General features: G+C 63.7%; 23 protein-coding genes and 1 tRNA gene. 17 read left to right on the top strand and 7 right to left on the bottom strand.

From position 1 onward, the window contains the following. Positions 1-328: 328 nt before the first annotated feature. From carA to WJ542_RS09410, 4 genes are all read left to right on the top strand, one after another. Positions 329-1,489 (top strand): glutamine-hydrolyzing carbamoyl-phosphate synthase small subunit, encoded by a 1,161-nt coding sequence (gene carA, locus WJ542_RS09395; protein WP_411189042.1) that lies wholly within the window; start codon positions 329-331, stop codon positions 1,487-1,489. A 169-nt stretch (positions 1,490-1,658) separates the two neighbouring features. Beyond that, positions 1,659-4,925, top strand: coding sequence for a carbamoyl-phosphate synthase large subunit (gene carB, locus WJ542_RS09400; RefSeq protein ID WP_411189043.1), 3,267 nt, complete (start codon positions 1,659-1,661; stop codon positions 4,923-4,925). A 220-nt stretch (positions 4,926-5,145) separates the two neighbouring features. Beyond that, positions 5,146-5,622: a transcription elongation factor GreA gene (gene greA / locus WJ542_RS09405; protein ID WP_411189044.1), complete on the top strand. Its 477-nt coding sequence runs from the start codon at positions 5,146-5,148 to the stop codon at positions 5,620-5,622. A 61-nt stretch (positions 5,623-5,683) separates the two neighbouring features. Then, entirely contained in the window at positions 5,684-6,136 is a 453-nt protein-coding gene (locus tag WJ542_RS09410; RefSeq protein ID WP_411190514.1) for a DUF4149 domain-containing protein, read from the top strand. Between the two features lie 113 nt (positions 6,137-6,249). Here WJ542_RS09410 and WJ542_RS09415 read toward each other — a convergent pair whose 3' ends face one another. Further along, positions 6,250-6,792 (bottom strand): YhbY family RNA-binding protein, encoded by a 543-nt coding sequence (locus tag WJ542_RS09415; RefSeq protein WP_411189045.1) that lies wholly within the window; start codon positions 6,790-6,792, stop codon positions 6,250-6,252. A 239-nt stretch (positions 6,793-7,031) separates the two neighbouring features. On the opposite strand from WJ542_RS09415, the gene WJ542_RS09420 reads away from it, so the two are divergent. The 11 genes from WJ542_RS09420 (at position 7,032) to phoR (ending at position 19,460) form a co-directional block, all read left to right on the top strand. Beyond that, positions 7,032-7,694, top strand: coding sequence for an RlmE family RNA methyltransferase (locus tag WJ542_RS09420; RefSeq protein WP_027795220.1), 663 nt, complete (start codon positions 7,032-7,034; stop codon positions 7,692-7,694). A 207-nt stretch (positions 7,695-7,901) separates the two neighbouring features. Further along, positions 7,902-9,791 (top strand): ATP-dependent zinc metalloprotease FtsH, encoded by a 1,890-nt coding sequence (ftsH, locus tag WJ542_RS09425; protein WP_411189046.1) that lies wholly within the window; start codon positions 7,902-7,904, stop codon positions 9,789-9,791. A 134-nt stretch (positions 9,792-9,925) separates the two neighbouring features. Next, positions 9,926-10,834 carry a dihydropteroate synthase gene (gene folP / locus WJ542_RS09430; protein WP_411190515.1) on the top strand — a complete coding sequence of 303 codons (909 nt, stop codon included), beginning with the start codon at positions 9,926-9,928 and terminating at the stop codon, positions 10,832-10,834. 51 nt (positions 10,835-10,885) lie between these two features. After that, on the top strand, positions 10,886-12,238 hold the full coding sequence (gene glmM, locus WJ542_RS09435) for a phosphoglucosamine mutase (RefSeq protein ID WP_411189047.1): 1,353 nt from the start codon (positions 10,886-10,888) through the stop codon (positions 12,236-12,238). Between the two features lie 354 nt (positions 12,239-12,592). Continuing rightward, a complete protein-coding gene (pstS, locus tag WJ542_RS09440) occupies positions 12,593-13,624 on the top strand; it encodes a phosphate ABC transporter substrate-binding protein PstS (RefSeq protein ID WP_411189048.1) in 1,032 nt (343 codons plus the stop codon). 180 nt (positions 13,625-13,804) lie between these two features. Continuing rightward, positions 13,805-14,791 (top strand): phosphate ABC transporter permease PstC, encoded by a 987-nt coding sequence (pstC, locus tag WJ542_RS09445; protein ID WP_411189049.1) that lies wholly within the window; start codon positions 13,805-13,807, stop codon positions 14,789-14,791. Further along, the gene (gene pstA / locus WJ542_RS09450; protein WP_411189050.1) at positions 14,788-15,684 is read left to right on the top strand and encodes a phosphate ABC transporter permease PstA; all 897 of its coding nucleotides are present in this window, start codon (positions 14,788-14,790) and stop codon (positions 15,682-15,684) included. Before pstC ends, pstA begins: the two co-directional genes overlap by 4 nt. Before the next feature lie 21 nt (positions 15,685-15,705). Further along, positions 15,706-16,560: a phosphate ABC transporter ATP-binding protein PstB gene (gene pstB, locus WJ542_RS09455; RefSeq protein ID WP_411190516.1), complete on the top strand. Its 855-nt coding sequence runs from the start codon at positions 15,706-15,708 to the stop codon at positions 16,558-16,560. A 19-nt stretch (positions 16,561-16,579) separates the two neighbouring features. Further along, positions 16,580-17,284 carry a phosphate signaling complex protein PhoU gene (phoU, locus tag WJ542_RS09460; protein WP_411189051.1) on the top strand — a complete coding sequence of 235 codons (705 nt, stop codon included), beginning with the start codon at positions 16,580-16,582 and terminating at the stop codon, positions 17,282-17,284. A 30-nt stretch (positions 17,285-17,314) separates the two neighbouring features. Then, entirely contained in the window at positions 17,315-18,016 is a 702-nt protein-coding gene (gene phoB, locus WJ542_RS09465; protein WP_027795211.1) for a phosphate regulon transcriptional regulator PhoB, read from the top strand. A 130-nt stretch (positions 18,017-18,146) separates the two neighbouring features. After that, the gene (gene phoR / locus WJ542_RS09470) at positions 18,147-19,460 is read left to right on the top strand and encodes a phosphate regulon sensor histidine kinase PhoR (RefSeq protein WP_411189052.1); all 1,314 of its coding nucleotides are present in this window, start codon (positions 18,147-18,149) and stop codon (positions 19,458-19,460) included. A gap of 123 nt (positions 19,461-19,583) precedes the next feature. Here phoR and ppk1 read toward each other — a convergent pair whose 3' ends face one another. Beyond that, on the bottom strand, positions 19,584-21,647 hold the full coding sequence (gene ppk1 / locus WJ542_RS09475; RefSeq protein WP_411189053.1) for a polyphosphate kinase 1: 2,064 nt from the start codon (positions 21,645-21,647) through the stop codon (positions 19,584-19,586). A gap of 216 nt (positions 21,648-21,863) precedes the next feature. On the opposite strand from ppk1, the gene ppx reads away from it, so the two are divergent. Further along, entirely contained in the window at positions 21,864-23,444 is a 1,581-nt protein-coding gene (ppx, locus tag WJ542_RS09480; RefSeq protein WP_411189054.1) for an exopolyphosphatase, read from the top strand. A gap of 77 nt (positions 23,445-23,521) precedes the next feature. Here ppx and WJ542_RS09485 read toward each other — a convergent pair whose 3' ends face one another. Both WJ542_RS09485 and sixA read right to left on the bottom strand, forming a co-directional pair. Further along, positions 23,522-24,340, bottom strand: coding sequence for a GNAT family N-acetyltransferase (locus WJ542_RS09485; RefSeq protein WP_411189055.1), 819 nt, complete (start codon positions 24,338-24,340; stop codon positions 23,522-23,524). 231 nt (positions 24,341-24,571) lie between these two features. Further along, complete coding sequence (gene sixA / locus WJ542_RS09490; RefSeq protein ID WP_411189056.1) at positions 24,572-25,036, bottom strand: phosphohistidine phosphatase SixA; 465 nt, start codon at positions 25,034-25,036, stop codon at positions 24,572-24,574. A 148-nt stretch (positions 25,037-25,184) separates the two neighbouring features. On the opposite strand from sixA, the gene WJ542_RS09495 reads away from it, so the two are divergent. After that, a tRNA-Pro gene (locus WJ542_RS09495) sits at positions 25,185-25,261 on the top strand. 80 nt (positions 25,262-25,341) lie between these two features. Here the strand turns inward: WJ542_RS09495 and WJ542_RS09500 are convergent. From WJ542_RS09500 to WJ542_RS09510, 3 genes are all read right to left on the bottom strand, one after another. Further along, a complete protein-coding gene (locus tag WJ542_RS09500) occupies positions 25,342-25,560 on the bottom strand; it encodes a hypothetical protein (protein ID WP_411189057.1) in 219 nt (72 codons plus the stop codon). A gap of 37 nt (positions 25,561-25,597) precedes the next feature. Then, on the bottom strand, positions 25,598-25,909 hold the full coding sequence (locus WJ542_RS09505; protein WP_411189058.1) for a hypothetical protein: 312 nt from the start codon (positions 25,907-25,909) through the stop codon (positions 25,598-25,600). A 314-nt stretch (positions 25,910-26,223) separates the two neighbouring features. Next, on the bottom strand, positions 26,224-26,574 hold the full coding sequence (locus WJ542_RS09510; protein ID WP_411189059.1) for a hypothetical protein: 351 nt from the start codon (positions 26,572-26,574) through the stop codon (positions 26,224-26,226). Positions 26,575-26,578 lie beyond the last annotated feature (4 nt).

Below are 26,578 nucleotides of genomic sequence, written 5' to 3' on the forward strand. Positions count from 1 at the left end.
AGGGTACTTTCGGGCTATAATTTCAAGGTTTGAGCTTATCAACCCGCACCCTAGCGCCTACCTCTTCCCATCCGTTCATCCGCCGCCCGCGTATTGCGCTTTTCGCCGTCGGTGCCGCTCGATTCCTGTTCCCGAAGCCTTTCAGGCCGGGGCGCGAAACCGGGGGCAGCCTGGCCCCGGACGAAAGCCGCCGCAACATGCGACATAAAGCGACGAATTGCGAATGAGCCGCGCGCGCATCTTGAAAACGATGCCGACGCCGCAGCCGCCGCAAGGTCACCGGTCGGATAAACAGGTCGGCACAGGGTGTTCCCCCAAGGAGTCTCCCGTGTTGCCGTCATTCTCTCCCGCTCTGCTCGCGCTCGCCGACGGCACGGTCTTTCGTGGTTATTCGATCGGTGCGCCGGGTCATACCATCGGTGAAGTCGTGTTCAACACGGCCATTACCGGTTATCAGGAAATCCTGACCGACCCGAGCTATGCACGCCAGATCGTCACCCTGACGTACCCGCATATCGGCAACGTCGGCGTCAACGCCGAAGACGTCGAAGCCACGAAAGTCCATGCCGCCGGGCTGATCATCCGCGACCTGCCGGTGCTCGCCTCGAACTTCCGCATGGAGCGCACGCTCGGCGACTATCTGCGCGACGAGAGTGTGGTGGCGATCGCCGGCATCGACACGCGCAAGCTCACCCGCATTCTGCGCGACAAGGGGGCGCAGAACGGCGCCATTCTCGCCGGCTCGGATGACGAGGCGAAGGCAATCGAACTCGCGCGCTCGTTCCCGGGCCTCGCGGGCATGGACCTCGCCAAGGTGGTTTCGACCGGAAAGTCGTACCAGTGGAACACGACCGAATGGCGTCTGGGCGAAGGCTACCGTACGCAGTCGGCGCCGAAGTACAAGGTCGTCGCGTTCGACTACGGCGTGAAGCAGAACATCCTGCGCATGCTGGCCGAGCGCGGCTGCGACGTCACGGTGCTGCCGGCGCAGGCCAGCGCGGCTGATGCGCTTGCACTGAACCCGGACGGCGTGTTCCTCTCGAACGGCCCCGGCGACCCCGAGCCGTGCGACTACGCGATCAAGGCCGCGCAGGAGTTCATCGCACGCGGTATCCCGACCTTCGGCATTTGTCTCGGCCACCAGATCATGGGTCTCGCCGTGGGTGCGAAGACCATGAAGATGAAGACCGGCCACCATGGCGCGAATCATCCGGTAAAGGATCTTGGCGATGGCCGCGTGGTCATCACGTCGCAGAACCACGGGTTTGCCGTGGACGCCGACACGCTGCCCGCGAACGCGCGCGTCACGCACGTCTCCCTCTTCGACGGCACGCTGCAAGGCTTCGAGCTGACCGACAAGCCCGCGTTCTGCTTCCAGGGTCACCCGGAAGCGTCGCCGGGCCCGCATGACATCGGCTATCTGTTCGACCGCTTCACCGCGCTGATGGACAACGCCAGGGGCGACAAGCGCAGCACGGCGGCAGCGTAAGCGCCAGCCGCAAGGCGGAGCAGAGCAGGGCGCGCAGCGAGCAGGGAAAGCAGGCAGGAAAACTGGCCACCGCGCCGGCCACCGCGCACGCCCGAGGGCGAGCAGCAGCGTGTGAACGCACGCGCCGCTCGCCCGGAGTCAAGACACAGAAATATTTAGCGAGAGCGTTATGCCCAAGCGGACAGACATCAAGAGCATTCTCATCATCGGCGCGGGTCCGATCATCATCGGCCAGGCGTGCGAGTTCGACTATTCGGGCGCGCAGGCCTGCAAGGCGCTGCGTGAAGAAGGCTACAAGGTCATCCTCGTCAACAGCAATCCGGCGACGATCATGACCGACCCGAACACGGCCGACGTCACCTACATCGAGCCGATCACGTGGGAAGTGGTGGAGCGCATCATCGAGAAGGAGCGCCCCGACGCGATCCTGCCGACGATGGGCGGCCAGACCGCGCTGAACTGCGCGCTCGACCTGCACCACCACGGCGTGCTGAAGAAGTACAACGTCGAACTCATCGGCGCGTCGCCGGAAGCGATCGACAAGGCCGAAGACCGCCAGAAGTTCAAGGACGCGATGACGAAGATCGGCCTTGGCTCAGCGAAGTCGGGCGTCGCGCACTCGATGGAAGAGGCGCTCAAGGTCCACGCGGAAATTACCGCGGCCACCGGCACGGGCGGCTATCCGGTCGTGATCCGTCCGTCGTTCACGCTGGGCGGCTCGGGCGGCGGTATCGCCTACAACCGTGAGGAATTCGAAGAGATTTGCAAGCGCGGTCTCGATCTTTCGCCCACGCGCGAGCTGCTGATCGAAGAATCGCTGCTCGGCTGGAAGGAATACGAGATGGAAGTGGTCCGCGACAAGGCGGATAACTGCATCATCGTGTGCTCGATCGAAAACCTGGACCCGATGGGCATCCACACCGGCGACTCGATCACGGTCGCACCGGCGCAAACGCTCACCGACAAGGAATACCAGATCCTGCGCGACGCCTCGCTGGCAGTCCTGCGCGAGATCGGCGTGGACACCGGCGGTTCGAACGTCCAGTTCTCGATCGACCCGCGTACCGGCCGCATGATCGTGATCGAAATGAACCCGCGCGTCTCGCGTTCGTCGGCGCTGGCCTCGAAGGCCACGGGCTTCCCGATCGCCAAGGTGGCGGCGAAGCTGGCCGTCGGCTACACGCTTGACGAACTCAAGAACGAAATCACGGGTGGCCAGACGCCGGCTTCGTTCGAACCGACCATCGACTACGTCGTCACGAAGATCCCGCGTTTCGCGTTCGAGAAGTTCCGCGAAGCCGATCCGCGTCTCACGACGCAGATGAAGTCGGTGGGCGAGGTGATGGCGATCGGCCGCACGTTCCAGGAGTCGTTCCAGAAGGCGCTGCGCGGCCTCGAAGTGGGCGTGGACGGTCTGGACGAGAAGACCGCGAGCCGCGACGAGATCATCCGCGAGATCGGCGAAGCCGGTCCGGACCGCATCTGGTATGTGGGCGACGCGTTCCGCGTGGGCATGACGCGCGAAGAGATCTTCGAAGAAACCGCGATCGACCCGTGGTTCCTCGCGCAGATCGAAGAGATCGTCAGGAAGGAAGCGGCCGTGAAGGGCCGCACGCTGGCGAGCCTCTCGAAGGACGAACTGCGTTTCCTGAAGCAAAGCGGTTTCTCGGATCGCCGCCTTGCGAAGCTGCTCGGCGCGAACGCCGCCGACGTGCGCAAGCGCCGTATCGAGCTGAACGTGCGCCCGGTCTACAAGCGCGTGGATACCTGCGCAGCCGAGTTCGCGACGAAAACGGCCTACATGTACTCGACCTATGAGGAAGAGTGCGAGGCCAACCCGACGAACAACAAGAAGATCATGGTGCTGGGCGGCGGCCCGAACCGGATCGGCCAGGGTATCGAGTTCGACTACTGCTGCGTGCACGCCGCGCTCGCCATGCGCGAAGACGGCTATGAAACGATCATGGTCAACTGCAACCCCGAGACCGTTTCGACCGACTACGACACGTCCGACCGTCTGTACTTCGAGCCGGTGACGCTCGAAGACGTGCTCGAAATCGTCGACCTGGAAAAGCCGGTTGGCGTGATCGTGCAGTACGGCGGCCAGACGCCGCTGAAGCTTGCGCTCGACCTCGAAGCGAACGGCGTGCCCATCGTCGGCACCTCGCCCGACATGATCGACGCGGCCGAAGACCGCGAGCGCTTCCAGAAGCTGTTGCAGGACCTCGGCCTGCGCCAGCCGCCGAACCGCACCGCGCGCGCTGAAGACGAGGCGCTCAAGCTCGCCGACGAAATCGGCTACCCGCTCGTCGTGCGTCCTTCGTACGTGCTGGGCGGCCGCGCGATGGAAATCGTCCACGAGCCGCGCGACCTCGAACGCTACATGCGCGAGGCCGTGAAGGTGTCGAACGATTCGCCGGTGCTGCTCGACCGCTTCCTGAACGACGCGATCGAATGCGACGTGGACTGCATCTCCGACGGCGAAGCCGTGTTCATCGGCGGCGTGATGGAGCACATCGAGCAGGCGGGCGTGCACTCGGGCGACTCGGCGTGCTCGCTGCCGCCGTACTCGCTTTCGAAGGAGACCGTCGCCGAACTGAAGCGTCAAACGGCTGCGATGGCCAAGGCGCTGAATGTGGTCGGCCTGATGAACGTGCAGTTCGCGATTCAGCAGGTTCCTTCCGACACAAATCCGGAAGATGGCTCGAAGAAGGACGTCATCTACGTGCTGGAAGTGAACCCGCGGGCCTCGCGTACGGTGCCGTACGTGTCGAAGGCCACGAGCCTGCCGCTCGCGAAGATCGCGGCCCGGGCGATGGTCGGCCAGAAGCTCGGCGTACAAGGCGTGACGAAGGAAGTCGTCCCGCCGTACTTCAGCGTGAAGGAAGCGGTGTTCCCGTTCATCAAGTTCCCGACCGTCGACCCGGTGCTCGGACCCGAAATGCGTTCGACGGGCGAAGTGATGGGCGTGGGCAAGACCTTCGGCGAAGCGCTCTTCAAGTCGCAGCTCGCGGCCGGTTCGCGTTTGCCGGAGTCGGGCACCGTGTTCATCACGGTGATGGACTCGGACAAGCCGAAGGCGGTCGAAGTCGCCCGCATGCTGCACGAGCTCGGCTACGGGCTCGTGGCGACGCGAGGCACGGCCGCTGCGATCGAAGCGGCCGGCGTGCCGGTGAAGGTCGTGAACAAGGTGAAGGATGGCCGTCCGCATATCGTCGACATGATCAAGAACGGCGAGATCGCACTCGTGTTCACGACCGTCGACGAGACGCGCGCCGCGATCGCCGATTCGCGCTCGATCCGCATGAGCGCACAGGCGAACAAGGTCACGTACTACACTACGATGTCGGGAGCGCGGGCCGCCGTGGAGGGTCTGCGCTATCTGAAGAACCTGGAAGTCTATGATTTACAAGGACTCCACGCTCGCCTAAACTAAGGCTTCGAGTGTCTGTCCAATAACGGAACAGGGCAGACAAACCAGCTGAATATGTGCCGCGGTTAAGCGGCGTTCCAACAGGGTTTTCGGGCTGCGCCAGATCGCGCCGCCACCCTCGCGGGATGCACTTAACCGCGGTGATTTTTTTATGGCCGCAACGTTCGCGCAAGCGCTCGTGGCGCGGCCTCATTGCGGCTTTAACCGGCCATACGAGTTGTTTATGAGCACGATTCCCTTGACCCGGCGCGGCGCGGACCAACTTCGCGAAGAGCTCCAGCGCCTGAAATCCGTCGAACGTCCGGCGGTCATCAATTCCATCGCCGAAGCGCGCGCGCAGGGCGACCTGTCCGAAAACGCGGAGTACGACGCGGCAAAGGAGAAGCAGGGCTTCATCGAAGGCCGCATCGCCGAAATCGAGTCGAAGCTGGCGGCGGCGCAAGTCATCGATCCGGCTACGCTGGAAGCGGACGGCCGCATCGTGTTCGGCTCGACGGTCGATCTCGAAGACCTCGAATCGGGCAAGTCGGTCACGTACCAGATCGTCGGCGACGACGAAGCCGACCTCGAGCATGGCCTCATCTCCGTGAGTTCGCCCATTGCGCGTGCGCTGATCGGCAAGTCGGAAGGCGACGTCGCCGCGGTGCAGGCACCGAGCGGCGTGCGCGAGTACGAAGTCATCGAGGTTCGGTACGTCTGACGGGCACGCCAACGTGACATCCGTTTCCCCGGCTCCGCATCGCTTGTTCGGGCTCCTCGCCATGCTGTGGGTGGGCAGCCAGCTCACTATCGGCTATGCGGTTGCGCCCGTACTGTTCGCTTCGCTCGAACGCATGACGGCCGGCTCGGTCGCGGCCCAGCTCTTTCGTATCGAAGGCTGGTTGGGCGCAGTGTGCGGCGTGCTGATGCTCGTGCTCTCGAACCAGCTTGCGCGGCGCGGCGCCTTGCAGTACCGCCGGTTGCGCTGGCTGCTGGTCGGGATGCTCGTGTGTGTGCTGGTGGGCTACTTCGCGTTGCAGCCGTTCATGAACGCGTTGCGCGTGGAGGCGATGAACGCCGGCATGGACATCGCGAACTCGCCTTACGCGAGCCGCTTCGGCATGCTGCACGGCGTATCGAGCCTCTTCTATCTGGTCGAGAGCCTGCTGGGCGTTGCGCTAGTGTGGCTTCTGCCGTCAGCACGCGTCGTTACGCCACAGCGTCATCCGCTCTGAATTGCGTTGCCGCGCGGGGTGGGCGGCCCACGCTTTTCGTCCCGTCCGGAAAGAAAAACGCGCCGCCGGCAAGGCCGGGCGGCGCGTGTAGTTAGATTGCCTGGCTTAGCGACTTACTTCGAGCCTTGGTGGACGCGCTTGCTGCTGGTCTGGCGCTTCTTCGCACGCTTGACGTTGCCGCCTTGCGTAACGCGCTCGTTGCCCTTGACCACGACTTTTTGCGCTTTCGGTTTGCGCATCGGGTTTTCGCTCGGCTTGACGACCTTGACGACGCGGGGCGCGGCGCCGCGGCGCGCATCGCCCGCGCTCGGTACGTCGCCAGCCGGGCGCTTGACGGTGCCGCGTGCGCCGGCACGGGCCGTCGTGGTCTTCGGCGCGGCTTCCTCGGGCTTCCAGATCACGAGCAGCTTGCCGATGTGCTGGATGGGGGCGGCGTTCAGCCGGTCGCAGATATCTTCATAGACTGCGATGCGCTCTTCGCGCTCGTCCCCGAACACGCGGATCTTGATGAGCTGGTGCGCGGCGAGGTGAACCTTGATTTCCTTGAGGACGGCGTCGGTCAACCCTTCCGCGCCGATGAGCACAACCGGTTTGAGCGCATGAGCCGCGGAGCGCAGTTCGGCGCGCTGTTCGGCAGAAAGAGAGAGGGCGGGCATGGGATCTGGCAGACTCGACTAAAATGACGGCCGCCGGCAGGCGGCAATGAGCGGCATGCCTGTGGCATGAGCGGCTCGCCTGGCGGACAGCGCATCGGAACTACGGAAAAAACCGTGGGAACGGCCCGGCGCGGGCGAAAGCCGGCGTGACCTCTGCCGGACGGGCCGCGGCGGCCGCACGAATAAAACGCGTATTATCCGCTAAAAGCGCGCAATCACGCAGCAAGAGTTCATTTTTAATGGCAAAAAACCGCTTCAACCAGTCGTGGCTGCACGACCATATCAACGACCCGTACGTGAAAATGGCGCAACGGGAGGGCTATCGTGCCCGCGCTGCCTACAAGCTCAAGGAAATCGACGAGCAGGACAAGCTGATCCGCCCCGGCATGGTGATCGTGGATCTCGGCGCGGCGCCGGGCAGTTGGAGCCAGTACGCGCGTAACAAGCTCGCCTTGGGTACGAAGCGTGACGAGCAACGCCAGGGTGGCATCGATGGCACGATCATCGCGCTCGACCTGCTGCCGATGGAGCCGGTTGCCGACGTCGACTTCATTCAGGGCGACTTCCGCGAAGACGAGGTGCTCGCGCAACTCGAGGAACGCGTGGGCGGACGCCCGGTCGATCTTGTAATTTCGGACATGGCACCCAATCTCTCGGGGGTGGCATCGGCCGACGCTGCGCGCATCGAGCATGTCTGCGATCTCGCGCTCGAGTTCTCGCAGAATCATTTGAAGCCGGATGGTGCCCTTTTAGTAAAATGTTTTCACGGCAGTGGCTATAGCCAGATCGTCGAGAAATTCAAGCATCAGTTCAAGATCGTGGCCGCCCGCAAACCGAAAGCTTCGCGGGATAAATCGGCCGAAACGTTTATATTGGGTAAACAGCTGAAGCGACCCCGTTGAGAAGGGGGCATTCGCCCGCACGTGAGGCTTGTCCATGACGCGCCGCCGGTGGCTGCAAAGCCGCCCGGAAGGCTCGCCGGACAAGGCTCTGAGGCTATTCCCGCGTTAGCGAATCGTTATGGCGGGGCCTGGCGTAGTGGATTAGAATGCTTTGGTGGTGTCGCAAGGCAAATGTAGGCGCCCGTCAATGAGTGAAGGAGTGGTGCTTTGAACAACAACATGTTTTCCAAGGCAGCAGTGTGGCTGGTGATCGCACTGGTGCTGTTTACGGTGTTCAAGCAGTTCGACAAGCCCCGTGTCCAGGAAGGCGTTTCCTATTCGCAGTTCATGGACGACGCGAAAAGCGGCAAGGTCAAGAGCGTCGTGGTGCAGGGGCGGAACCTCACGGTCACTCCGGCTGATGGCCAGAAATACCAGATCGTCTCCCCGGGTGACATCTGGATGGTCGGCGACTTGATGAAATACGGCGTGCAGGTGAGCGGCAAGGCCGACGAAGAGCCGAACGCGCTGGTTTCCGCACTGTACTACCTGGGACCGACGATCCTCATCATCGTGTTCTGGTTCTACATGATGAGACAGATGCAGGGGGGCGGCAAAGGCGGGGCGTTCTCCTTCGGCAAGTCCCGCGCAAGGCTGATCGACGAGAACAACAACGCGGTCAACTTCTCCGACGTTGCGGGCTGCGACGAAGCCAAGGAAGAAGTGTCCGAACTCGTCGACTTCCTGCGCGATCCGCAGAAATTCCAGAAGCTCGGTGGCCGCATTCCGCGCGGCGTGCTGCTGGTCGGCCCTCCGGGCACCGGTAAGACGCTGCTCGCCCGCGCCATTGCCGGCGAAGCGAAGGTGCCGTTCTTCAGCATCTCGGGTTCGGACTTCGTGGAAATGTTCGTCGGCGTGGGCGCGGCCCGCGTGCGCGACATGTTCGAGCAGGCCAAGAAGCACGCGCCTTGCATCGTGTTCATCGACGAAATCGATGCGGTCGGCCGTCATCGCGGCGCCGGCATGGGCGGCGGCAACGACGAGCGCGAACAGACGCTGAACCAGATGCTCGTGGAGATGGACGGCTTCGAGGCGAACTCGGGCGTCATCGTGATTGCGGCAACGAACCGTTCCGACGTGCTCGACAAGGCGCTGCTGCGTCCGGGCCGTTTCGACCGTCAGGTCTATGTGGGGCTGCCTGACATTCGCGGCCGCGAGCACATCATGAAGGTGCACCTGCGCAAGGTGCCGATCGCCAACGACGTGGACGCGGCCGTGATCGCGCGCGGCACGCCGGGCTTCTCGGGCGCAGACCTCGCGAACCTCGTGAACGAGGCCGCGCTCTTCGCGGCCCGCCGCGGGAAGCGCATCGTCGAAATGCAGGACTTCGAAGATGCCAAGGACAAGATCTTCATGGGTCCGGAGCGCAAGTCGGCCGTGATCCGCGAGGAAGCGAAGCGCGCGACGGCCTACCACGAGTCGGGCCACGCGGTGATCGCGAAGCTGCTGCCGAAGGCCGATCCGGTGCACAAGGTCACGATCATCCCGCGCGGCCGTGCGCTGGGCGTGACGTGGCAGTTGCCGGAGCACGACAACGAAACGTATTCGAAGGACTATTTGCTCGATCGCCTGGCAATCCTGTTCGGTGGCCGCGTGGCGGAAGAGTTGTTCCTGAATCTTCTCAGCACGGGCGCATCGGACGACTTCAACAAGGCGACGCAGACGGCCCGCGCGATGGTCGCGCGCTTCGGCATGACCGATGCCCTCGGGCCGATGGTCTATGTGGACGACGAGAACGACGCCAGTCCGTTCGGCCGCGGCTTCACGCGCACGATTTCGGAAGCGACGCAGCAGAAGGTCGATGCGGAAATCCGCCACGTGCTCGACGAGCAGTACAACCTCGCGAAGCGTCTCCTGGACGAGAACCGCGACAAGGTCGAGGCAATGACTGCCGCGCTGATGGAGTGGGAAACGATCGACGCCGACCAGATCAACGACATCATGGCGGGCCGTCCGCCGCGCTCGCCCAAGAGCAGCGCACCTGGTGCCGGCGACGCGCCGTCGTCGGGCGGCAGCTCGAGCGAGGTCAAGCCCGGTAGCGCGACCGCGCCGGCTTGAGCGGGGTCCGGTAAAGTTGCGGGCCGATGTGCGGGTCACATCGGCCCGCTTCACATTTCTTTCGACATTTCTTGCCACCGCGTTCGACTGGCGCAAGCTTTGTTACCTATCTGACGTTTGTTGACGTGCCCAATATGCTTTTGCAGGGTAATCTCCCGACCGAACCGGCTCCCGAGCCTCTGAAGTGCGGCCGTTTCACGCTGACCTTCGAGCGCCCGCTCGTGATGGGGATCCTGAACGCGACGCCGGATTCATTTTCCGACGGCGGCCGCTACGAGCGCGGCGAGGCGCTGCGCCGTGCCGAGCAGATGTTGCTCGACGGCGCCGACATCATCGACATCGGCGGCGAATCGACGCGGCCGGGTGCGCCGCCGGTGCCGCTCGACGCGGAACTCGAACGTGTGATTCCGCTCATCGAGCAACTGCGGAGCGCAAACGTGCCGCTCTCGGTCGACACGTACAAGCCGGAAGTCATGCGTCGTGCGCTAGCCGCCGGTGCCGATCTGATCAACGACATCTGGGGTTTCCGGATGCCGGGCGCGGTCGATGCCGTTCGCGCGAGCGATTGCGGCCTGTGCGTCATGCACATGCTGGGCGAACCGCAGACGATGCAACTGGGCGAGCCGGCTTATGTCGACGTCGTGGGCGAAGTTCGCGAGTTTCTGACGGCGCGCGTTGCCGGGCTGGAGGCGGCGGGTATCGCGAAGGCGCGTATCAGTGTCGATCCGGGCTTCGGCTTCGGCAAAGCGGCGATCGAGCACAATTACGCGCTGCTCGCGCACCTGCCCGATACGGCACCGCGCGTGGGGCAGGGGGCGGCGCCGTATCCAGTGCTGGCAGGCATGTCGCGCAAGTCGATGCTGGGTGCGCTTGTCAACCGTCCCGCACCCGAGCGTGTCGCCGCCAGCCTGGCCGCCGCGGTGTGCGCGGCCGAGCGGGGGGCGGCAATCATTCGCGTTCACGATGTCGCACAGACTGTGGACGCGCTGAAGGTATGGGCCGCTGTGCGCGAAGCCGCGCGCCGTCCGGCCCACCGTGTATAACCTTGAACGCGGAACTGAACAGACGCCGTGCAGAAAGAGGGGAATCGAAGGATGGGACGTCGTTATTTCGGAACGGATGGAGTGCGCGGCAAGGTCGGCTCGGCGCCGATTACGCCCGATTTCGTGTTGCGGCTCGGCTATGCGGCGGGCAAGGTGCTCGCCGGTTCGGCCGCGGCCTCAGGGCCGCGCCCGGCCGTGCTGATCGGCAAGGACACGCGCATCTCGGGTTACATGCTGGAGGCGTCGCTCGAGGCCGGGCTTTCGGCGGCGGGCATCGACGTCATGCTGGCCGGTCCCATGACCACGCCCGGCATTGCCTATCTCACGCGGGCGCTGAGGCTCGCGGCAGGCGTCGTGATCAGCGCGTCGCACAATCCCTATTACGACAACGGCATCAAGTTCTTCTCCGCCGACGGCAACAAGCTGCCCGACGAAGTCGAAACGCAGATCGAGGAGCAACTGGAGTTGCCGCTCGACTGTGCGCCGTCCGCCCAGCTTGGCCGCGCGCGGCGCCTCGACGATGCGCGCGGGCGCTACATCGAATTCTGCAAGAGCACCTTCCCGCAAGCATTCAGCCTGCGCGGGCTGAAACTTGTCGTGGACTGCGCGAACGGCGCAGCCTATGACATAGCGCCGCACGTGTTCCATGAACTGGGCGCCGATGTGATTCCGATCGGCGTCTCGCCGAACGGCTTCAACATCAACGACGGTGTTGGCGCGACGGCGCCGGACGCGCTCGTGCGTGCCGTGCGCGCGAATCATGCCGATCTTGGCATCGCGCTGGACGGCGATGCCGACCGCCTGCAGGTGGTGGACTCGCACGGGCGCCTCTTCAACGGCGACGAACTGCTCTACGTGCTCGTAAAGGATCGCATCGCGACGGACGGCGAGGTGGCAGGCGCGGTGGGTACGCTGATGACGAACCTGTCCGTGGAGCAGGCCGTCGAGCGCCTTGGCGTGAAATTCGTGCGCGCCGCCGTGGGCGACCGCTACGTGCTGGAGCAGTTGCGCGAGCACGGCTGGCAGCTAGGCGCCGAGGGCTCGGGGCACATCCTGTCGCTCGATCGCCACACGACAGGCGACGGTATCGTTTCAGCGCTGCTCGTGCTGGCCGCGATGCAGCGCAGCGGGCAGACGATCGCGGAGATGCTCGATGGCGTGCAGTTGTTTCCGCAGCGGCTCATCAACGTGCGTATCGCGCAGGGTGCCGACTGGAAGGGCAACGCCACGATCCAGAAGTCGATTGCCGACGCCGAGGCCGAGCTCAAGGGCCGCGGCCGCGTGCTGATCCGCGCTTCGGGCACGGAGCCGGTGCTGCGTGTGATGGTCGAGGCACGCGAGGAGCGCGACGCCAATCAACACGCCGAAGCGATAGCCGAGACGGTCCAACGCTCCATTGCCTGAGCCGGAACTCCTTTAGTCATCGTGCGCGGCGACAACGCTACCACCGCGCACGTTGATTCTGGCCTCACAGGTGTCTTGCCCAGAGAGGTTTCAATACGCTTTCGGTGACAGGTAAATTCGCCAAAACCACCCGCGCTGCGTCCTCCCGCCGCAGGCTGCAAACCTTTGCGGCGCGTCCTCAAATGCTTGCTGTACAGGCCGCAACAGCCTTGAAGTCAGTCCCTTCTCCAGCCAAGTCCCGCCTTTCATCCGGTAATCGTATTGTCATGTTCAATTCATGAATCGTCACGGTACTGTCACATAGAGACCCTAAGCTTCGCGGTGTCGTTCATCCGCTCACACACTGGAGGTCTCATGAAATTGATGCAAACCGCGCTCGCTGGCGTTGCTGGCGCGCTCTTCGCGATTGCAGCGCAGGCAGCCGATATCACCGGCGCGGGCAGCACCTTTGCAGCACCGATCTACACGAAATGGGCGGACGCCTATCAAAAGTCGGGCGGCGGCAAGGTGAACTACCAGGGCATCGGCTCCTCGGGCGGTATCAAGCAGATCCTCGCCAAGACCGTCGACTTCGCGGGCTCGGACGCTCCGCTGAAGGACGACGATCTTGCCAAGGATGGTCTGTTCCAGTTTCCGACGGTGGTGGGCGGCGTCGTGCCGGCGATCAACGTGCCGGGCGTGAAGGCCGGCGAAATCACGCTGTCGGGCCCGGTGCTCGGCGACATCTATCTCGGCAAGATCAAGAAGTGGAACGATCCGGCCATCGTCGCGCTGAACCCGAAGGTCAAGCTGCCTGACCTCGACATCGCCGTGGTCCGCCGCGCCGACGGTTCGGGCACGAGCTTCATCTGGACGAACTACCTGTCGAAGGTCAACCCCGACTGGAAGAGCAAGATCGGCGAAGGCACGACCGTGAACTGGCCGACGGGTACGGGCGGCAAGGGCAACGACGGCGTCGCGGCCTTCGTGCAGCGTCTGCCGGGCGCGATCGGCTACGTCGAGTGGGCGTACGCGAAGCAAAACCACATGGTCTACACTGCCATGAAGAACGAAGCGGGCGCGGTCGTTCAGCCGGATACCGAGACGTTCAAGGCTGCTGCAGCCGGTGCCGACTGGAAGAAGTCGTTCTACCAGATCCTCACGAACGAGCCGGGCAAGGACGCATGGCCGGTCGTGGGCGCGACTTTCGTGCTGCTGCACACCGCGCAGGACAAGCCGGACCAGGGCAAGGAAACGCTCAAGTTCTTCGACTGGGCGTTCAAGAACGGCGGTGCCGCGGCGAGCGACCTCGACTACATCTCGCTGCCGCAATCGGTCGTGGACGAGATCCAGTCCCAGTGGAAGACGAAGGTCAAGGACGCGAGCGGCAAGCCGATCGCTGAATAAAAGGCAGGCTTGACGCCAAGCCGGACGGGGCCGTCGCGAAAATCGCGCGAGCCCCGTTCGGCCGTTTTGAAAGAGACCGTTCGTTATCCGGTTGTAAGGCCGGAGAATGGACGGGCTGCAGTCCCCAGCTGCATGACGGCCGCCAGGCTCGCACCTGACGGCATCTGGAAACAGGTCACCATGTCCGACTTCCCGCTCGTGTCGAATCCGTCCGGCAACGCGGCGCAACAAAAAGCGCCCAGTCCGGTCGGCGACATCATTTTCGGCGGCCTTGCGCGCCTCGCCGCTATCGTCACGTTATTGCTGCTCGGCGGCATTATCGTGTCGCTCATCATTGCTTCGCTGCCGACGATCCAGAAGTTCGGCTTCGCATTCCTCTGGACTGCCGACTGGGATCCACCCAGCGAGCAGTTCGGCGCGCTCGTGCCCATCTACGGCACGATCGCCACCTCGATCATCGCGCTCATCATCGCCGTGCCCGTGAGCTTCGGCATCGCGCTCTTTCTCACCGAGCTTTCGCCCGCGTGGCTGCGCCGTCCCCTTGGCATCGCCATCGAACTGCTGGCCGCGATCCCGTCGATCGTGTACGGCATGTGGGGTCTGCTCGTGTTCGCGCCGATCTTCGCGCAGTGGTTCGAGAAGCCCATCGGCCAGGTGCTCGGCGGTATTCCGTTCGTCGGGGCTCTGTTCCAGGGTGCGCCTATCGGCATCGGCATTCTGTGCGCCGGCGTGATCCTCGCGATCATGATCATTCCGTACATTGCTTCGGTGATGCGCGACGTGTTCGAAGTCACGCCCGTGCTGCTCAAGGAGTCGGCCTACGGCATCGGCTGCACGACCTGGGAAGTGATGTGGAAGATCGTCCTGCCGTTCACGAAGACCGGCGTGATCGGCGGCGTGATGCTCGGCCTCGGCCGCGCGCTTGGCGAGACCATGGCTGTCACGTTCGTGATCGGTAACACGAACCTGCTCGACAACGTGTCGCTCTTCTCGCCGGGCAACAGCATCACCTCGGCGCTCGCCAACGAGTTCGCCGAAGCGGAACCGGGCCTGCACACTTCCGCGCTGATGGAGCTGGGCCTGATCCTGTTCGTGATCACGTTCATCGTGCTCGCGATCTCGAAGGTCATGCTGCTGCGCCTCGAAAAAGCGGAGGGCGCACGATGAGCGAGCCGCGGATGTTGATTCCGGGCGCCACCTACGGCGCCGAACTGGAGAAGATGCGCGGCAAGCTGCAGCACCGCCGCCGCGTGGTCAACGCGATCGCCCTGACGTGCTCGCTCGCCGCCATGGCGTTCGGTATCGTCTGGCTCGTGTGGATTCTCTATACGACGCTCTCGCTCGGCGTGGGCGGACTTTCCGTGCAGCTCTTCACGCAGTCCACGCCGCCGCCGAACACCGATGGCGGCGGTCTGGCCAATGCGATCGTCGGCAGCCTGCTGCTCGTCGGCATTGCTACGCTCGTGGGCACGCCGATCGGCATTCTCGCGGGCGTCTATCTCGCCGAGTACGGCCAGAAGGCGTGGCTCGCCAGCGTGACGCGCTTCATCAACGACATTCTGCTGTCGGCGCCCTCGATCGTCGTGGGCCTGTTCGTCTACGCGCTCTTCGTTGCGAAGATGGGGCACTTCAGTGGCTGGGCCGGTGCGATCTCGCTCGCATTGCTGCAGATCCCCATCGTGATCCGCACGACGGAGAACATGCTCAAGCTCGTGCCGAACGCGCTGCGCGAGGCGGCTTTCGCGCTCGGCACCCCGAAGTGGAAGATGGTGATGTCGATCACGCTGAAGGCCTCCGTGGCGGGCATCGTGACGGGCGTGCTGCTGGCCGTGGCGCGCATTGCCGGCGAAACCGCGCCGCTGCTTTTCACGGCGCTGTCGAACCAGTTCTTCAGCGTGAACATGAATCAGCCGATGGCGAATCTGCCGGTCACGATCTACAAGTTTGCGATGAGCCCGTTCGCGCAGTGGCAATCGCTCGCCTGGGCCGGTGTTTTCCTGATCACGCTGGGCGTGCTGGGGCTGAATATTCTCGCGCGCGGCATCTTTTCGAAAAAGTAAGGGCGGAGTCATCCGATGAACATGGCAGAAAGTCACATCAACACCGCCGGCCACGCCAGTGTGCCGGCTGCGGGTTTCGAACCTGCGGATCCCGCCCAGGGTGCGCATGAGCAAACGCTCGGCAAGCCGAAGATCGAGGTGAAGGACCTCAACTTCTTCTACGGCAAATACCATGCGCTGAAGAACATCAACCTGCAGATTCCCGAAGGCAAGGTGACGGCGTTCATCGGCCCGTCGGGCTGTGGCAAGTCCACGCTGCTGCGCACCTTCAACAAGATGTATGCGCTCTATCCGGAGCAGCGCGCGGAAGGCGAGATCCTCATGGACGGCGAGAACCTGCTGACCTACAACAAGGACATCTCGCTCCTGCGTGCGCGTATCGGCATGGTGTTCCAGAAGCCGACCCCGTTCCCGATGTCGATCTACGACAACATCGCGTTCGGCGTGAAGATGTTCGAGACGCTTTCGCGCCCGGAGATGGACGACCGCGTCGAGTGGGCGCTGACCAAGGCCGCGCTCTGGAACGAAGTGAAGGACAAGCTGGGCCAGAGCGGCTACGGCCTCTCGGGCGGCCAGCAGCAGCGCCTGTGCATCGCGCGCGGCATTGCGATCCGCCCCGAAGTGCTGTTGCTCGACGAGCCGTGCTCGGCGCTCGACCCGATCTCGACGGGCCGTATCGAAGAGCTGATCGCCGAGCTCAAGAGCGACTACACGGTCGTGATCGTCACTCATAACATGCAGCAGGCCGCGCGTTGTTCGGACTACACTGCATACATGTATCTCGGCGAGCTGATCGAGTTCGGCGACACCGAGAAGATCTTTATCAAGCCGGTCCGCAAGGAAACGGAAGACTACATCACGGGCCGTTTCGGCTGACCGGGAGAGGGAGGAAATTATGTCCGACAAGCATCTGTCCAGCCAGTTCGACGCCGACCTCAACCTCATTTCGTCGAAGGTTCTCGAAATGGGCGGCCTCGTGGAATCGCAGATCATCACGGCGATGCAGGCGCTCAACGAATTCGACGGCGAAGCCGCCGAGCGCGTGATCGTCGCGGAAGACCGCCTCAACACGATGGAAGTCGAGATCGACGAAGAGTGCAGCAACATCATCGCGCGCCGCCAGCCGGCCGCGCGCGACCTGCGTCTCGTGCTCGCGATCTCGAAGACCATCACGAACCTCGAGCGCGCCGGCGACGAAGCCGAGAAGATCGCGAAGCGCACGAAGCGTCTGCTCGAAGACGGTGCCTCGCGCAGCGTGAACATCGCCGAGATCAAGGTCTCGGGCGAGATGGCTGTCTCGATCCTGCGCCGCGCGCTCGACGCGTTCGCACGCCTCGACACGGTTGCCGCCGCGCAGATCGTGCGCGACGACAAGGCCATCGACGAGGAATTCCGCGCGTTCGTGCGCAAGCTCGTGACGTACATGATGGAAGATCCGCGCACGATCTCGGTGGGACTCGACTATCTGTTCATCGCCAAGGCGATCGAGCGGATCGGCGACCACGCGAAGAACATCGCGGAGTTCATCATTTACATCGTGAAGGGCACCGACGTGCGGCACAAGTCGCGCGACGCGCTCGAACGTGAAGCATTGAGCTGAGTTAACTGGATAAAAGGTCAAGAGGTGCCGATGCCTAGCAGCATTCTCGTCATCGAAGATGAGCCCGCGATTTCGGAGCTGATTTCCGTGAACCTGCAGCACGCGGGGCATTGCCCGATTCGTGCATACAACGCGGAACAGGCGCAGAACCTGATCAGCGACGTGCTGCCCGATCTCATCCTGCTCGACTGGATGTTGCCGGGCAAGTCGGGTGTGTCGTTCGCGCGCGATCTGCGCAACAACGAGCGCACGAAGCACATCCCGATCATCATGCTGACCGCACGCGGCGACGAGCAGGACAAGGTGCTTGGCCTCGAAATCGGCGCGGACGACTACGTCACGAAGCCGTTCTCGCCGAAAGAGCTGATGGCGCGCATCAAGGCGGTGCTGCGCCGCCGTGCGCCGCAGCTTACCGAGGACGTCGTCGCGATCAACGGCCTGAAGCTCGATCCGGCCACGCACCGCGTCGCCGCGCATGCCGAAGGCAGCGAGATCAAGCTCGACCTCGGCCCGACCGAGTTCCGGCTGCTGCACTTCTTCATGACGCACCCCGAGCGCGTGCACAGCCGCACGCAGTTGCTCGACCAGGTGTGGGGCGACCATGTGTTCGTCGAAGAGCGCACCGTGGACGTGCACATCAAGCGGCTGCGCGCCGCGCTCAAGCCGGCGGGGTGCGATGCTATGATCGAAACGGTGCGCGGTAGCGGCTACCGTCTCGCGAAGAGCGCTTGACGCACGACTTGCTTTAGCCGCGCTGCACGCCGCGGCGCGGATCTGTGTGATTGCGTGCCGCTCGCGCATCGATGCAGCGCGCCCCGACCAGGCGTCCCCGTTCGGACTGTCTCTTTCAGATCAACGGAACATGAACATCATCTGGGCGCGCTCCTTCGTTTCCATCGTTTTGCTCGCGCTCGTGTGCACGGGCGTCAGTGCGCTATTCGGCGTCAAGGTCGCGCTTGCGCTGGCGGTCGCCGCGCTGCTCGCGCAAATGCTCTTCAGCACGTTTCACAAGCAGCGTCTCTGGCGCCTGCTCGATGCGCCGGTCTACGGCGAAGTCCCCAGCGCTCCCGGCGTCTGGGGCGAAATCTATTACCGTCTGCACAAGCTCGCGAAACGCTGGCACGCCCAGGTGCGCCAGGTCGAGCAGCAGCATTCGCGCTTCATCCAGGCGATCCAGGCCTCGCCCAATGGCGTCGCGATGCTGGACGACCATGACCAGATCGAGTGGTGCAACGCCATTTCCGAACTGCATTTCGGGCTCGATGCGAAGCGCGACCTGCGCCAGCACATCACGCACCTCGTGCGGCAGCCGGACTTCGTGCGCTACCTGAACTCCAACCGCTACGAAGACATGCTGATCATGCGCGGCATGGGCGCAAAGCGGCAGAACGTGATTTCGGTGCAGGTGTTTCCGTATGGCGATAACCGCAAGCTCGTGCTCTCGCAGGACATCACGGAGCTCGAACGCACCGACGCGATGCGCCGTGACTTCGTCGCGAATGTTTCGCACGAATTGAAGACGCCGCTCACCGTGCTGTCGGGCTTCCTCGAAACGATGCACGAGTTGCCGCTTTCGGAGAGCGAGCGGGCGCGTTACCTCGAACTCATGGAGCAGCAGGCGGCGCGCATGCGCCACATCGTGACGGACCTGCTGGTGCTCGCGCAGCTCGAAGGCGAAGGGCAGCAGCCCGGCGATCACATGGTCGACATGCGCGCGGTGCTCTGCCATGTGTGCGAGGATGCGGAGAATCTTTCGGGCGGTCATCATCGCATCACGGCCGACTTCGACGACAGCCTCAGCGTGACCGGTTCGGAAACCGAAGTGTTGAGTGCGCTCGGCAATCTCGCGACCAACGCGGTGCGCTATACGCCGGAAGGCGGCACGGTGCACCTGTCGTGGCGCGAGGAGGGCCACAGCGCCGTGTTCTCGGTGACGGACAGCGGCCTTGGCATTCCGTCCGCGGACATTCCGCGTCTGACTGAGCGCTTCTATCGCGTGGACCGCAGCCGCTCGCGCGACACGGGCGGCACGGGGCTGGGCCTCGCGATCGTCAAGCACGTGCTGCAGCGCCACGATGCGGCGCTCGAGGTGAAGAGCGAGGAGGGGCGCGGCAGTACGTTTACGGTGCGCTTCCCGGTCGGGCGTACGGCGCGGCGGCAGCCGACGCCGGCGTGAGACGGCACGCTTTACGGCACGCTTCGTCCGGGCGATAAAAAGGCCGCGCAATTCGTAATTGCGCGGCCTTTTTGCTTGCGGCGCGCGTCGCACGAAACGACGCGGCGCGATAACGTTACGGCGTCACGGGCAGAACTTCGCGAGCAGGCTCAACTGCGCATTGCGCACCGACTTGCCCGCGCGGCGGCGCCGGTAGTGACCATCGCTCTGCATGAGCCATGCCGACTGGTTGTCGCCGAGGAAGGTCGACAAACCTTCGGCGATCACGCGGCGCTTCAGGCGCCGGTCGTCGATCGGGAAGGCCACTTCGACGCGGCGGAACAGGTTGCGGTCCATCCAGTCGGCGCTCGACAGATAGACGTTCTCCTCGCCCCCGGCATAGAAGTAGTAGATGCGGTGATGTTCGAGGAAGCGCCCGACGATCGAGCGCACCGTGATGTTCTCGGAGAGGCCCGGTACGCCGGGTTTCAGCGAGCAGACGCCGCGCACGATCAGATCGATCTTCACGCCAGCCTGCGAGGCCTCGTAAAGCTCGTCGATCACGGTGGGTTCGAGCAGCGCGTTCATCTTCGCGACGATGCGCGCCTTCTTGCCGGCACGCGCCGCGTGGGCCTCGGCGCGTATGGCTTCGACCAGCTTCGGATGCAGCGTGAACGGCGACTGCCACAGCTCGTGCAGCGGCAGTTCGCCACCGATGCCGGTCAACTGCTGGAAGACGTGATGCACGTCCTCGCAGATCTTCGGCTGGGAAGTCAGGAGGCCGAAGTCCGTATAGAGGCGTGCCGTGCGCGGGTGGTAGTTGCCGGTGCCGAGGTGCACGTAGCGACGCAGCACCATGCGGCCGTTCTGGGACACGCGGCGCACGATCAACATCATTTTTGCGTGGCACTTGTGGCCCACCACGCCGTAGACCACGTGTGCGCCCACGGCTTCGAGCTGCGAGGCCCAGTTGATGTTGGTTTCCTCGTCGAAGCGCGCGAGCAGTTCCACCACTACCGTCACTTCCTTGCCGTTGCGCGCGGCCTGCATGAGCGCGTCCATCAGCGGCGAGTCGGTACCAGTGCGGTAGATGGTCTGCTTGATCGCGACCACGTTCGGATCGTTTGCGGCCTGCAGCAGCAGTTCCAGCACGGGCTGGAAGCTTTCGTACGGATGATGCAGCAGCACGTCGCCCTGATCGATCACGTCGAACAGATTGCTGTTCGCGGCGATGCGCTTCGGAATCGCGGGGACGTGCGGCACGAATTTGAGGTCGGGGCGGTCCACCATCTCGGGCAGTTGCATGAGGCGCACGAGATTCACGGGGCCGTCGACGTAATAGCAATCCTTTTCGGTGAGGCCGCTTTCGTCGAGCAGACGCTTCACGAGCTGCACCGGCGTGTCGGCCGATACTTCGAGGCGCACGGCATTGCCCAGGTGCCGCGCGGGCAGTTCGCCCTGCAGCGCGACGCGCAGATTCGTGATTTCGTCTTCGTCGACGAAGAGCTCGCTGTTGCGCGTGATGCGGAACTGATTGCAACTGCGCACGACGAGCCCCGGGAACAGTTCGCCGATGAAGCGCTGCAGGAGCGAGCCGAGCAGCACGAAGCCGTGCTGGAAGCCCGAGAGTTCCTGCGGCATGCGCACGAGACGCGGCAGTGCGCGCGGAGCCTGTACGATGCCCATGACGGCTTGACGCCCGAAGGCGTCTTTGCCTTCGAGCTCGACGACGAAGTTCAGGCTCTTGTTGAGCACACGCGGGAACGGGTGCGCGGGGTCGAGCCCGATTGGCGTGAGAACGGGTAGCAATTCGTCGAGGAAGATGCGGCGCGCCCATTCGGTCTGCGCTTCGTTCCAGGCGTCGGTGCCGTGGAAGTAGATGCCTTCCTGCTCGAGGGCCGGCAGCACGGTATCGTGCAGCATGCTGTACTGACGGTGCACGAGCCGCTGCGCGCGCTCGACCACGAGGTCGTACACATGCTGTAGGGACATGCCGTCAGGCGAAAGCGCGCCCGGGTTGTCGCGTATTTGTTCCTGAAGCCCGGCCATACGGACTTCGAAGAATTCGTCGAGGTTGCTGCTGGTGATACAGATGAAGCGCAGGCGTTCGAGCAAGGGGACCGAAGGGTCGGCCGCTTGCGCGAGCACGCGCTCGTTGAATCCCAGAATGCCCAGCTCGCGATTGAGTAAGGGGTAGCGGATGGACATCGGCAATGAAAACTGAATGTCAGGGTTGGATTCGAACGGACGCTCGGAAATTCGCACAGTTTGGTGACTTTATTGTGACATTCGCGGTGTCATAAATTTTACGCTGCATTTTCACGAAAAAGACAACGCGGTTCGTAATGATGCACAGTGGTTCATGCTCACTAGTTCATCCTTGCTGGCATGAGGAGCGACATTGTGAAAGCGGGTACGCTTAAAATGACACATTTGAACAGCGCGGCCGCCGCCCGAATGGCCGCGCTCGCACGCATGGAGCCCGCCCCCTCGATGGTCACCAACCCCCAACTGCTTGCTGCCGTTGATCTTGGTTCCAATAGTTTTCGCCTGATCGTTGGCCGGGTCGAAGAGACCGAAGCCGGCAGCCAGATCTATCCCGTCGACGCCCTGCGCGAGCCGGTCCGCCTTGCCGCCGGTCTCTCCAGGGACAAGATGCTCGACCGCGCCTCGCAGGTGCGCGGCTGGGACGCACTCAAGCGCTTCGGCGAACGTCTGCGCGACTTCCATCCCGATCACGTGCGCGCGGTTGCGACCAACACGCTGCGCGTCGCCAAGAATTCGCGCGAGTTTCTTGTCGAAGCCGAAAACGCGCTGGGTTTTCCGATCGAAGTGATTGCGGGGCGCGAAGAAGCGCGCCTTATTTATGCCGGCGCCGCGCATTCGGTGCCGGCGAGCGCGGGCAAGCGGCTCGTTGTCGACATCGGCGGCGGTTCCACCGAGTTCATCATCGGCGCGCACTACACGCCGATCCGCATGGAGAGCCTCTATATCGGCTGCGTGAGCCACAGCCGCCAGTTCTTCCCGTCGGGCAACGTCGACGAATACACGATGCGCCAGGCCGAACTCGCGGCCACGCGCGAAATCCAGATCATCTCCGGCGACTACCGCAAGACCGGCTGGGAGCAGGCGATCGGCTCGTCGGGCACCGCGCGCGCGCTCGCCGAACTCGTCGAGGCCAACGGCTTCAACGACCCGGGCATCACGCACGGCATTACGCGCGGCGGCCTCGAACGGCTCAAGCGCGCGCTCATCAAGGCCGAGAACGTCAACCGCCTGAAGCTCGTCGCGCTCAAGCCCGACCGCATTCCGGTGCTGGCGGGCGGCCTCTCGATCATGATCGCCGTGTTCGAGGAACTCGGCATCGACTATGCCGACACCACCGACGCCGCACTGCGACTCGGTGTTCTCTACGACCTGCTCGGGCGCTCGCAGCACGAGGACATGCGCACGATCACGGTCGAGGGCTTCATGCGACGCTATGGCGTCGATCGCGCGCAGGCGGGGCGTATCGGCGAACTGGCCATACGCTTCTACGACCAGCTTGGCGAGTCCGACGAGGAGCGTCTTGAGGAAAGCCGCATGTTCCTCGGCTGGGCCGCGTCGCTGCACGAGATCGGTCTTTCGATTTCTCACAGCGCCTATCACAAGCACTCGGCCTATATCGCCAGCAACGCCGACATGCCCGGTTTCTCGCGCACCGACCAGGCGCGGCTCGCGGCGCTCGTGCTCGGCCACGTGGGCAAGCTCGGCAAGCTTTCGCAGACGCGCGACGTGCAATGGCCGCTGTTGGCCTGTCTGCGCCTTGCGACGCTGCTGTGCCGCCGGCGTGCCGACGTGGGGCTGCCCGAGATTACGGTGGCGCTGGATGGCAATGGCTATGAAGTGCGCCTGCCCAACTCGTGGGTTCAGAACAATCCGCTTACCGATTACAACCTCGTGCAGGAAGCGGCGGAGTGGGGCAAGATCGGCATGCCGTATCGCGTGGTTTATACGGAGGACTGATCGTTTTTTGCGGTGCCCGCAATGAGAGCGCCCGGCCTGCGAGCCGGGCGTTTGTATTTCGGTTTTGCGGCTTGTGCTCAGTGCCCGGCTGCTTCGCCGAGGAAGTGGCGCGCGTAGCGTTCGTTGATCTCCGAAAGACGGAACAGCGTGAGGAAGTCGGCGCAGTTGAAGTCGGGATCCCAGGCGGGCGCGCCGCAAATCTTCGCGCCGAGGCGCAGATAGCCTTTGACGAGCGGCGGCGGTACGGCCGGGGCGCCCGTGCGCAGTTCCTCGACCGGCAGCGGCGTGTGGGGGAACGCGCGATATTCGGGCGCGGTCAGCGCATTCGCACCGAGCGCGGCGTAGAGGTTGGCGGCGTAGTGCCCGCCGTCGGCCATCGAGACGCTTGCGCAGCCGAGCATCGTTTCGTAGCCGTTGTGCGTCATGTAGGCGCCGAGCCCGCCCCACAGCGACATGATGACGCCGCCGCTGCGGTAGTCGGGGTGCACGCAGGAGCGGCCCACTTCGACCATCTTCGGGCGCAGGTGGGCCAGACGCGAGATGTCGAATTCGCTCTCGGCGTAGAGGCGGCCGACACGCGTGGCCTCGTGCGGCGGCAGCACGCGGTAGGTACCGACGACCTTGAGCGTGTCGAGATCGCGCACGAGCAGGTGGTCGCAGTAGTGGTCGAACGCGTCGACGTCGAGGCCGGCCGGGCCCGTGAGACGCGCGCCCATTTCCTCGGCGAACACGCGGTAGCGCAGGCGCTGGGCTTCGCGCAGCTCTTCGTCGCTGCGAGCCCAGGCCACCTGCAGACGATGCTGCGCGGTGATCGTTTCTTCGGCGCGCGGCAGGCGGCGGTTCGTCTCGAACAACGTCGAGGCGAGCGGCAGGATGGGCGTCGGCAGATCTCGCATGGGTCGTCCTGGTCGGGAGGTAACGGAACTTTTCCGGCAAATGTAGTAAGGCGCGGTTACGGTTACATGGCAGCGCAATGACGATTCGGTGACTGGGCGTAAGGTGGGTGTAGGTGGGAAGAGGGCTGCGCTGGATGCCTGGGCAGCCGAAGTGGCCGTTGCCGTCGTAGCGGGTGGCAAGGGCCTGGGTGGCGCGCCCGCGGAGGGCGGGCGGCTGTGATGGCGTTGCTGCTAGATCAGGTCGGGTGTGATCGCGGCGTGCAGGACGGCCTGCTCGTCGCCGTTGCGCTCGCGGCTGGCGAGCCAGACCACGGCGCCCTTCTTGAGCGCCCAGCTACGCGGGTCCTGTCCGCTGGAAAGGAGGCGCGCCGCCACTTCGCCGAGCGTGGGCTGATGGCCGACGATGAGGACCGTGGGCGCGGCGCCTTGCGGCCAGCCTGCTGCGGCGAGAACGGCATCGACGCTCGCATTGGGCGCGAGTTCGCGCACGACGCGATACTGGTCGGTCAGCGCTTCGGCGGTCTGGATCGTGCGGGCCGCGGGGCTCGCGAGGATAAGGGTGTCGTCGGGCAGGCGGGCGCGCAGCCACTTCGCCACGTTCTGCGCCTGCTTGCGCCCGCGCGTGGTGAGCTGGCGTGCGAGATCGCTGGCGGCAAAGTCTTCGGCTTCGGCGTGGCGCCAGAGGATGAGGTGCATTGGCGTTTCCTGGATCGGATCGGGCAGCGTAGGGTGGCGTAGGGCGATTGCCCTGTCTCCGCATCTTGCACGTCCGGGGTGGCAGGAGCAAGGCGAGGCGGCGCAGTTTGACGGGGGAGGGTGAGAGCCGCTACAATCTCTGATTCGTCGGAGCGTAGCGCAGCCTGGTAGCGCATCTGATTTGGGATCAGAGGGTCGTAGGTTCGAATCCTATCGCTCCGACCAATAGTTTCAAGCACTTAGCCCAGCCTTAACCGGCTGGGCTTTTTGCTTTCTGGGTCCGTGTAGGCACTGTGTAGGCAAATTCAATCAACGCCGGAAGGGTTGCTGGCGGAGAAATCCTGATTCGCGGCCTTCACCACCCCATAGCGGCTTAGCCATTCTTCGGGTGCGCCATCAACGCTCGCGGCTGACGGGTGCATCAGTACGGCTTCGGCTTCGTCCCGTGCGTCGGTATACAGCACGATTTCCCTTCGCGGCACCTCCGCCGCCAGCACAAGGGGCTCCGGGCCTGCGAAGCGCATGGCGAACCAGCAGGCGATATCGCGGTCGAGTGTCCAGCTATAGCCGGTTCGCGCCAGGCATCTCCGATGCGCCGCATGCGCCGCGCCAGACGCGCACGGTTGGCCCCATGAAATCCGGCAGGGGAAACGCGGCATAGCGAAACATGGTCGCGAGGCGGCGGCGCGTCCCGGCAGCGCCAATCACCCTGGCGTAGTCATGTTCCCAAACCGCCTCCAGGTACTTGCGAAACGCGGGCCGGGGTATCTTTGCATCCCACATTGCCACGGCCACCGCGCCGCGCTTGGGGTTGTCGAGCGCAACGGCCAGTTCCAGAGCCGCGTTAGGATCGCCGGAGAACGCCGCTTCCACGTACTCCATTGCCTAGGGGGCCGCATACCGCAGCACGACATGCATGGCGTGCTGCCAAAAAAAGGACTTCGCGCGGTGCATGGCCCATGCCTGGGTGCGGACCTCCGCGCCCCTCAGGTATCACGTTGACGGAAGTAGGAAGGATAGAACGATTGCAGAAATGCGGGGCAAACTATCGACGCGGCAGCGCCGCCCGATGATGGAAGCGTGGGCGGCGCATGTATGCGGGCTGGCGGGTTGGCCCCATAGACAAAGCCGCCACAAGGGCGGCCTTCTGGTGCACCGAAATGGGGGCGCTCAGGGAACCTAACCAACTAGCGGCCCCAAGGCAACCGGGGCCTCATTGCCCGTATTTTTTCCCAAGAAGAAGGTGGAAGATCAATGTATGTTTGGTCATCGCCACCATCGCCTTTTATGAACATTACAGATTTATTGTAGTGTTTTTCTTCCTCACCAAATCCAGTCCATAATACTTGGATGTCATCTGCATAGGCAACGAAAGTATGTTGAGCGAGCAGTCTCCCGTTTTTTTCATCATATAATCTGCCAACATAATCATTACCCGCCCGGCCTTCCATACCAAACATGCATCGTTCGGCTATAAATTTCCCATCTGGTGAGTTAGATCGCTCACACTTGGTACCATGTGGAGTATCGTCGAACATTAAC

The organism is Paraburkholderia yinzeri (genome assembly GCF_046581065.1).
Lineage (GTDB): Bacteria > Pseudomonadota > Gammaproteobacteria > Burkholderiales > Burkholderiaceae > Paraburkholderia.

Excerpts from the sequence above, each read along its gene's own strand:
- carB (WP_411189043.1), top strand. The coding sequence starts at position 1,659 with ATGCCCAAGCGGACAGACATCAAGAGCATTCTCATCATCGGCGCGGGT.
- greA (WP_411189044.1), top strand. The coding sequence starts at position 5,146 with ATGAGCACGATTCCCTTGACCCGGCGCGGCGCGGACCAACTTCGCGAA.
- WJ542_RS09410 (WP_411190514.1), top strand. The coding sequence starts at position 5,684 with ATGCTGTGGGTGGGCAGCCAGCTCACTATCGGCTATGCGGTTGCGCCC.
- WJ542_RS09415 (WP_411189045.1), bottom strand. The coding sequence starts at position 6,792 with ATGCCCGCCCTCTCTCTTTCTGCCGAACAGCGCGCCGAACTGCGCTCC.
- WJ542_RS09420 (WP_027795220.1), top strand. The coding sequence starts at position 7,032 with ATGGCAAAAAACCGCTTCAACCAGTCGTGGCTGCACGACCATATCAAC.
- folP (WP_411190515.1), top strand. The coding sequence starts at position 9,926 with ATGCTTTTGCAGGGTAATCTCCCGACCGAACCGGCTCCCGAGCCTCTG.
- glmM (WP_411189047.1), top strand. The coding sequence starts at position 10,886 with ATGGGACGTCGTTATTTCGGAACGGATGGAGTGCGCGGCAAGGTCGGC.
- pstS (WP_411189048.1), top strand. The coding sequence starts at position 12,593 with ATGAAATTGATGCAAACCGCGCTCGCTGGCGTTGCTGGCGCGCTCTTC.
- pstC (WP_411189049.1), top strand. The coding sequence starts at position 13,805 with ATGTCCGACTTCCCGCTCGTGTCGAATCCGTCCGGCAACGCGGCGCAA.
- pstA (WP_411189050.1), top strand. The coding sequence starts at position 14,788 with ATGAGCGAGCCGCGGATGTTGATTCCGGGCGCCACCTACGGCGCCGAA.
- pstB (WP_411190516.1), top strand. The coding sequence starts at position 15,706 with ATGGCAGAAAGTCACATCAACACCGCCGGCCACGCCAGTGTGCCGGCT.
- phoU (WP_411189051.1), top strand. The coding sequence starts at position 16,580 with ATGTCCGACAAGCATCTGTCCAGCCAGTTCGACGCCGACCTCAACCTC.
- phoB (WP_027795211.1), top strand. The coding sequence starts at position 17,315 with ATGCCTAGCAGCATTCTCGTCATCGAAGATGAGCCCGCGATTTCGGAG.
- phoR (WP_411189052.1), top strand. The coding sequence starts at position 18,147 with ATGAACATCATCTGGGCGCGCTCCTTCGTTTCCATCGTTTTGCTCGCG.
- ppk1 (WP_411189053.1), bottom strand. The coding sequence starts at position 21,647 with ATGTCCATCCGCTACCCCTTACTCAATCGCGAGCTGGGCATTCTGGGA.
- ppx (WP_411189054.1), top strand. The coding sequence starts at position 21,864 with ATGACACATTTGAACAGCGCGGCCGCCGCCCGAATGGCCGCGCTCGCA.
- WJ542_RS09485 (WP_411189055.1), bottom strand. The coding sequence starts at position 24,340 with ATGCGAGATCTGCCGACGCCCATCCTGCCGCTCGCCTCGACGTTGTTC.
- sixA (WP_411189056.1), bottom strand. The coding sequence starts at position 25,036 with ATGCACCTCATCCTCTGGCGCCACGCCGAAGCCGAAGACTTTGCCGCC.
- WJ542_RS09500 (WP_411189057.1), bottom strand. The coding sequence starts at position 25,560 with ATGCGCTTCGCAGGCCCGGAGCCCCTTGTGCTGGCGGCGGAGGTGCCG.
- WJ542_RS09510 (WP_411189059.1), bottom strand. The coding sequence starts at position 26,574 with ATGTTCGACGATACTCCACATGGTACCAAGTGTGAGCGATCTAACTCA.